Origin of the sequence: Alloalcanivorax balearicus MACL04, assembly GCF_025532145.1 — a bacterium.
Lineage (GTDB): Bacteria > Pseudomonadota > Gammaproteobacteria > Pseudomonadales > Alcanivoracaceae > Alloalcanivorax > Alloalcanivorax balearicus.
This window is the reverse complement of the sequence record NZ_ARXS01000053.1, coordinates 1-6,102: the sequence shown is the minus strand read 5'-3', so window position 1 is coordinate 6,102 and position 6,102 is coordinate 1. Positions and strand designations below refer to the sequence as shown.

General features: G+C 54.4%; 7 protein-coding genes and 2 pseudogenes. 4 read left to right on the top strand and 5 right to left on the bottom strand.

Annotated elements, in window-relative coordinates; genetic code table 11:
• Nucleotides 1-32 precede the first annotated feature (32 nt).
• A pseudogene (locus MA04_RS21520) lies at nucleotides 33-1,037 on the top strand (IS4 family transposase).
• 44 nt (nucleotides 1,038-1,081) lie between these two features.
• On the opposite strand, the gene MA04_RS21515 reads toward MA04_RS21520, so the two are convergent.
• The 5 genes from MA04_RS21515 to MA04_RS21495 form a co-directional block, all read right to left on the bottom strand.
• Nucleotides 1,082-1,279, bottom strand: a complete 198-nt coding sequence (locus tag MA04_RS21515) for a transposase (protein ID WP_262462808.1) — start codon at nucleotides 1,277-1,279, stop codon at nucleotides 1,082-1,084.
• 172 nt (nucleotides 1,280-1,451) lie between these two features.
• On the bottom strand, nucleotides 1,452-1,652 hold the full coding sequence (gene tnpB / locus MA04_RS21510; RefSeq protein WP_262462806.1) for an IS66 family insertion sequence element accessory protein TnpB: 201 nt from the start codon (nucleotides 1,650-1,652) through the stop codon (nucleotides 1,452-1,454).
• Nucleotides 1,649-1,939 (bottom strand): IS66 family insertion sequence element accessory protein TnpA, encoded by a 291-nt coding sequence (gene tnpA / locus MA04_RS21505; protein WP_262462805.1) that lies wholly within the window; start codon nucleotides 1,937-1,939, stop codon nucleotides 1,649-1,651. Before tnpA ends, tnpB begins: the two co-directional genes overlap by 4 nt.
• 187 nt (nucleotides 1,940-2,126) lie before the next feature.
• Complete coding sequence (locus MA04_RS21500) at nucleotides 2,127-3,347, bottom strand: saccharopine dehydrogenase family protein (RefSeq protein WP_262462803.1); 1,221 nt, start codon at nucleotides 3,345-3,347, stop codon at nucleotides 2,127-2,129.
• 161 nt (nucleotides 3,348-3,508) lie between these two features.
• Nucleotides 3,509-3,973 (bottom strand): winged helix-turn-helix transcriptional regulator, encoded by a 465-nt coding sequence (locus MA04_RS21495; RefSeq protein WP_262462802.1) that lies wholly within the window; start codon nucleotides 3,971-3,973, stop codon nucleotides 3,509-3,511.
• 380 nt (nucleotides 3,974-4,353) lie between these two features.
• Here MA04_RS21495 and MA04_RS21490 point away from each other — a divergent pair, with 380 nt between their 5' ends.
• The 3 genes and pseudogenes from MA04_RS21490 to MA04_RS21820 all read left to right on the top strand — a co-directional run.
• The gene (locus tag MA04_RS21490) at nucleotides 4,354-5,178 is read left to right on the top strand and encodes a metal-dependent hydrolase (RefSeq protein ID WP_262462801.1); all 825 of its coding nucleotides are present in this window, start codon (nucleotides 4,354-4,356) and stop codon (nucleotides 5,176-5,178) included.
• 252 nt (nucleotides 5,179-5,430) lie between these two features.
• Entirely contained in the window at nucleotides 5,431-5,859 is a 429-nt protein-coding gene (locus MA04_RS21485; RefSeq protein ID WP_394356172.1) for a transposase, read from the top strand.
• A gap of 68 nt (nucleotides 5,860-5,927) precedes the next feature.
• Nucleotides 5,928-6,102: pseudogene (locus MA04_RS21820) on the top strand (IS4 family transposase); the annotation flags it as partial.

Sequence of the window (6,102 nt, the reverse complement as noted above, 5' to 3'; positions counted from 1 at the left end):
GGCGACCTGTTCGCATCGTTGACGGCACCACAGTGACCCTGCCGGATACGCCCGCCAATCAAGAGGTTTATCCCCAGCAGCGCTCGCAGAAACCCGGCCTGGGCTTCCCACTGTGTCGCATTGTCGCCGTCACCTGTCTGGCCAGCGGTGCCGTATTGAACGCGGCAATGGGGCCTTACGCGGGTAAAGGCGCCAGCGAACACGCCCTGTTCCGTTCGTTGCTGCCTGGCTTCAACGCCGGCGATATTCTCCTGGGGGATGGACTGTATGGCAGCTACGTGATTCTGGCGAACTGTCTGGCCCGCGGCGTAGATGTCGTGTTCGAGCAAAATGGCGCTCGCAAGCTGACAACAGACTTCCGTAAGGGAAAGCGCTTGGGCCGCAAGGATCATCTGATCCGGATTAGTAAACCTTGCCAACGTCCGGACTGAATGAGTCTGGCACGCTATCAGGCACTGCCCGACGATATCGTTCTGCGTGAAGTGGCGCTGGGTGAAAAAGTGCTGATTACCACCCTGTACGATCCGGCGCGGGCGCCACGCCAAGCGTTGAAAGCGTTATATCGAAGCCGCTGGCAGGTAGAGCTGGATATCCGGCACATCAAAACCACTCTGGGGATGGAAGCCTTGAGCTGTAAAACGCCGGAGATGGCGGAAAAGGAGCTGTGGGTGTACCTTCTGGCCTACAATCTGGTCCGGCTTCTGATGGTGCCGTCCGCCATGTTGGCGAAGGTATTGCCTCGCACGCTGAGCTTCAAACATGCGCTGCAATGCTGGCAGGCTTGGTACCAACAACCGCTCGCTTGCCATACCAGCGACGATTTAACGGAGCTTTTTCGCTTGATCGGCCAGCAGCGTGTAGGGAATCGACCGGGGCGTATTGAACCCAGAGCGGTCAAGCGACGACCGAAACCGCTCCCGCTGTTAACGCGCCCCAGACATGAGGCGCAGGCCTGGATACGTCGGCATGGGCATCCACCGAAGCAACGCCCATGGAATAAAGCGGGCTCCGGCGGGAAAAAGGCGGGAGTTAAGTAAGTGCCATTCGGGTCAGGTCTTGCCTTTTGCCCAACGTGCTCTCCTCAAGCAAAAGACAAGACCTGACCCCGGTGCTCCATATCGAGTACCTGCTTCTCGGATTTGGGGCCGAACAGTTGCTTCTTGAACCAGTCCAACTGATGCGTCAGCACCTGCACCTGCTCGCGCAGCAGCGCGTTCTCCTCGGCGAGAATCGAGGACGATGACGTGCTGGAAGGGGACGAAGAAGCGTTCGAATTCATGAGGTGGATTATACCGAAGCTCACCCCTTCATGCCTTCCGGAAGCCCTTGAAATGCCGGTATTTTTGCACTTCGATGCCGTCGATCAGCAACTGCAGATCGGTTAGGGTCAGGGGCCGCTGGCCGGCGGCCGAAGGCCGCACCCGGAATCACCCCTGTTCCAGCCGTTTGGCTCACAGGCAGTAGCCGGTCGCGGTAAAATACAGCCTCTTCATCTGGGTCTTGCGCCGGTTGACGAAGACGAAATACTGGCCGCTCAGCGGATCGTGCCGGAGCTGGTTGCGCACCAGCGGGCTGGGCCCCCCGAAAGACTTGCGCATGTCCGTGGGCTCGGTGCACAGCCAGATTCTGGCCTGGCTATCCAGTCCGATCATCCGTTCTGGCTCAGCCGCAACTCAACACCATTGCCCAGGCTCAGCACGATGTGCCAGCCCGTACCACCCGTCTGGGCGCTGCCCATCAGCGAGGACACATCGACAAAGCCGGCGTCATCAGACTCTGCGTTATCAGCGGAGCCATGATCCATCAGCCGTTTGCGCCAATTGCAGAAGCTGATATAGCCGAGATCGTGCTGCTGACAGAACGCTTTGGCCGGCAGGCCACTCTCTCGTTGCTGCGCGATCAGCGCGTGCCATTGTTCGGCGGTGCGACGTGGTCTCATGGGGTAACCTCCCGTGCGTTGATGGTGAGGTTCCGGTAGGGACCCAATCAGTTCCTGGGGAGTACGTCTTGAAATGAACGCTTACCGACCAGTAGCATGAAAGGTTTGGGGTTAAGTAAGAGCCATTCGGACCTGACCCTCATTGTTCTGGACGCGAGCGCGGGCGGTCGCCTATCGCAGCGGCACTCTACTCGTCGAGCACGGTAAAGCGGATTCCCTTGCTCAGACGGGGTATCAGCCGATCACCGAACAAACTGGCGGGCGTCCAGAACCCACCTGCATAGCTGTCTTTGGGTGTATCGAAGGCCAGGCAGGCGCCGGCCTGCCCCAGCATCTCGACAGTGGAGCCATAACCGGGGTCGCGGTTATCGTAGACTTGTGTGCGCAGGCTGCGGCCATCGGTCGTGGTGCCGAGAAAGCGCAGGTCGTAAAAACCCGCTTCCTGTGCCTGGGGACTGGGTCCCGCACCCGGCGCCAGATACAACCGCGCCATCAGCTTGCGGGTGGGGCCGAAGGCTGCGCCACTGACCAGCGCTCCCAGAGCAGCCGTTAGCATCGAGGCCTTGAAGGCGCCGCGCGCACCGCTGCCGGTGACCATGGCCTCCTCGTAAGTAAAGTCATTGCCATAGGCCTGCCCCAGCAATGCGTGGCTGCGTTGTACCACACGGGTGTTGACGGGAGCCATGATAAACGGCGCCACCCATACATCGAAATCGGGATCACGCTGGGCAGTCTTGACGTCCGGCTGGCGCAGTTTTGGTTGATAGTCCGGCGGACAGATCGCATAGGGATTTCTCATGACCTTGCGGACATTGGGGTCGGATACGGCCTCCTTGATCACATTCAGCAGGCTGACCGCGGAGCTACCGCCAAAGCCGCTCTTGACATCCCATAGTCGCATTTTTACCTTGTTACAAGGCTGTCCGAAGCGCTCGCGAGCCTGCTGCTGCAGGTGGTAAACACCCATGTCGGAAGAAATGGAGTCAAAGCCGCAGCAATGCACGATGCGTGCACCGGACGCCTTGGCGGCTTTCTCGTAGCGTTGCAGCATTTTATGCACCCACTGGATTTCACCTGTCAGGTCGCAGTAATCGGTACCGGTTTCCGCGCAGATTTTTACCAGCGGCTCACCGTAGAGGGCATAAGGGCCTACTGTGGAAATAACGACCCGCGTGTGTTCGCATAATGCCCGTAGCGATGCCTCATCAGTCACATCGGCCTGAACGGCATGCAGGTTCTTGCCCGCCGTACCCAACTCAACCTTCAAGGCATCTAACTTGTCACGCGAACGAGCAGCCGCAACCCAATTGAGTTCCTGGCCAAAGGTCTCAATAAGGTAGCGGCAGAGAATCTTGCCAACGAAGCTGGTGGCGCCAAAGACAGTCACATCGTATTTTGTGGAGGCCATGATTTATTTCCTGAGTGTGTCGTAGCACCGTGCCTGGGCACCAGGGAACGGCAGAACGGTTTGGGCTTATTGCGTGTGTTTCTTTCCCGCCATCTCATTTATTGTGCCCGCCCCCTTTTTATTTAGGGTTCCCGTAAGCATGCAGGGGGGGGCGAACCTCATCACTTTGAACCAGGAAGCGCTTGCAAGCCTGGGCCGGCCATTGGAATAACATCACTCGCGGTGACTTTTTCACCGCATTCAGAGCAAACCAACGTAGGCGTCATCATTTCCCCACACCCCTTGTGCTGAAAGACCAACGGGGCTCCCCGACCTTCGTCCAGCCAGGTATCGCCCCATGCGGTCACAGCCAACAGCACAGGATAAAGATCACGTCCCATTTGGGTTAATCGGTACTCATATCGATTGGGCTTGTAGGCTTCCTTGCGAAAAATCCCCGCATCGACCAAACGTTTCAACCGTTCTGACAGTACATGGCGGGTCACGCTGAGTTGAAGTTGAAAATGGTCAAAGCGACGCGTGCCCATAAAGGCGTTGCGCAAGATCAGCATGGTCCAGCGATCGCCTATAACGGCCATAGTACGTGCCACCGAACAAGCCTGGTTGCCTACATCATCCCACTTCATATAAAGCCCTAATCAAGTCTGGAAACGGAGAGTATAGCGCCATCAAGTTCCAAAATGAAACTTAGCGCTTGACAGATTCCTTTTTGGAACTTAAATTCATGACATCACCCAATGTCACGGTGAGGAAAAGTGCACTGAACATGCATAGTTGTTGAGGAAAGAGGTGCTCTTGAGGGGCCAAGGTCCGCGATCTCAGAGCGGGTGATAACGACCATATAGGTTTCATTATGGAATCGTGTGATTGGCAAACACAGCCTACCCCAGGGCCTCAAGTCATCACTGAAGACGCGCAAGCGGTATCTCTATTGCGAGGCGCTGCCGCGCCCACGGAAACGATGGTTTTAATCGTCTGACAGCATCAATACGCACGAGGTGTTCTTATGCCAAACATTGAAAATAAAATGTCCGCTTCTTTCCCTGTTCGCCGTATGGATTACACATTCGAAGACGTTGAGCGGTACTGGATGAACAATGAGCCTGCATTCACCCATTACTTTACCGGCTTATCGACCTTGTTCCCTGAAGGTGAATCTTTCTTTGTACGTTCAGTGCGAGCGGTCCGGCACAAATTACAGAAAGGCTCACAGCTGGATAAGGATGTGGGGGCATTTATTGGTCAAGAGGCCATGCACTCTAAAGAGCATGAAGCCTTTCATATCAGTGCGCAGAAGCATGGTTTAGACCCCGCTTCACTGGAGCGGGTGACAGGGTTAATTTTAAAAACTATTGAGAGATTTTTTCCTGAAAAGTGGAACTTGCTTGTAACCGTAGGGCTAGAGCATTACACCGCGGTGATGGTGGCTTACATGATGGAGAGCGTAAACGAATTAATGCCGAATCCGAGCATTCGTGACCTGTGGCTATGGCATAGCATCGAAGAAACTGAACACAAAGCAGTCGCTTTTGATGTCTACGAAAAGATCTATGGAAAGTCATTAAGCGCTTATATACCCCGCGTTCTACTATTCACTTTTAGCTTTTCCCTAATATCAGCATTAACACTCATTTATCAGTTCACTCTCATGTACCGGGACAAGCAGTTTCTTAACTTTAAATCGTGGCGGAAATTTTACGCTTTTAGCTTTCAATCATACAAAAAAATGATGCCAAAGTTTTTGCAATATTATCGGTTTAATTTCCACCCTAACGATGCGGACGAAACAGATTTAGTAGAAGAAACAAAGAAAAAGATAGGGCTGGCATAGAAGCCACCCAGTAACCTTCCATTACAAACCAGTCATAGATTTCTCTTTGGAATTTCTGGCTGGTTTCACATTCAATTAAGGTTGCTTATTATGAATCCATTAGAAATGACCGGCATTGAAATAATGAGTCGGCCCTGAATAATACCTAACCTTCTGATTTCATTGATGAATTGGTCCTGATAGGCTATCGGGAATTGTCAGGAATCGTGTTTTAGCGGTTCGTTTCCTTGCAACATCGAAGAGGTTTTTTCGATGACGCACCGACGCTCGCCCTCCGAAAGCGCCGAGAACCAGGAGCGGGATCTATTCCGCGCCCGTCTGGACGAAATGATTGATATGAGCCATCCACTGGTGCGCGTCAGCCGAGCGATGCCGTGGAACACCTTGATTGAGTCGGTGGGCGAGTCGTTCCCTCTGGTGCCGGCGGGCTCGGGTCGTCGTCCGTTACCGGCCCGGTTGGTGTTGGGCCTGCTTTACTTGAAGCACGCCTACGATCTGTACGACAAGGCGGTGTGTGCCCGCTGGTTGGAGAATCCATATTACCAGTATTTTTGTGGTGAGGTGTTCTTCCAGACGCAGCTGCCGTGCGATCCATCCTCATTGACACGGTATCGCAAGGGGAGCGCGGGGTCAGGTCTGAATGGCACTTACTTAGTCGATAAGGCCTTGATCCAGAAATAAAAAAGCTGATCCAATGGCGGCGTGTTTATCTCGCCAAAGAATCCACACCCTGCCAAGGATCGGCTCCCATGGATGCTAAACAGAATCGATTTCAGCAGCAAGCGATCAAACAACAGTTGTCCCGCCAGGATGCCATCCGCTTTATCAATGTACTGACCTCGGCAGAGCTCTTTGATCTACTGGAATCCTTATTGCCCGAGCACCGGGAACGGCTCTTCCCGCCAACGGAAACCTTGGCGATGT

Bases quoted from the DNA above. Each gene is read 5' to 3' on its own strand.
- MA04_RS21495 (WP_262462802.1), bottom strand. From the start codon at position 3,973: ATGAAGTGGGATGATGTAGGCAACCAGGCTTGTTCGGTGGCACGTACT.
- MA04_RS21485 (WP_394356172.1), top strand. From the start codon at position 5,431: ATGACGCACCGACGCTCGCCCTCCGAAAGCGCCGAGAACCAGGAGCGG.
- MA04_RS21500 (WP_262462803.1), bottom strand. From the start codon at position 3,347: ATGGCCTCCACAAAATACGATGTGACTGTCTTTGGCGCCACCAGCTTC.
- tnpB (WP_262462806.1), bottom strand. From the start codon at position 1,652: ATGATCGGACTGGATAGCCAGGCCAGAATCTGGCTGTGCACCGAGCCC.
- tnpA (WP_262462805.1), bottom strand. From the start codon at position 1,939: ATGAGACCACGTCGCACCGCCGAACAATGGCACGCGCTGATCGCGCAG.
- MA04_RS21515 (WP_262462808.1), bottom strand. From the start codon at position 1,279: ATGAATTCGAACGCTTCTTCGTCCCCTTCCAGCACGTCATCGTCCTCG.
- MA04_RS21490 (WP_262462801.1), top strand. From the start codon at position 4,354: ATGCCAAACATTGAAAATAAAATGTCCGCTTCTTTCCCTGTTCGCCGT.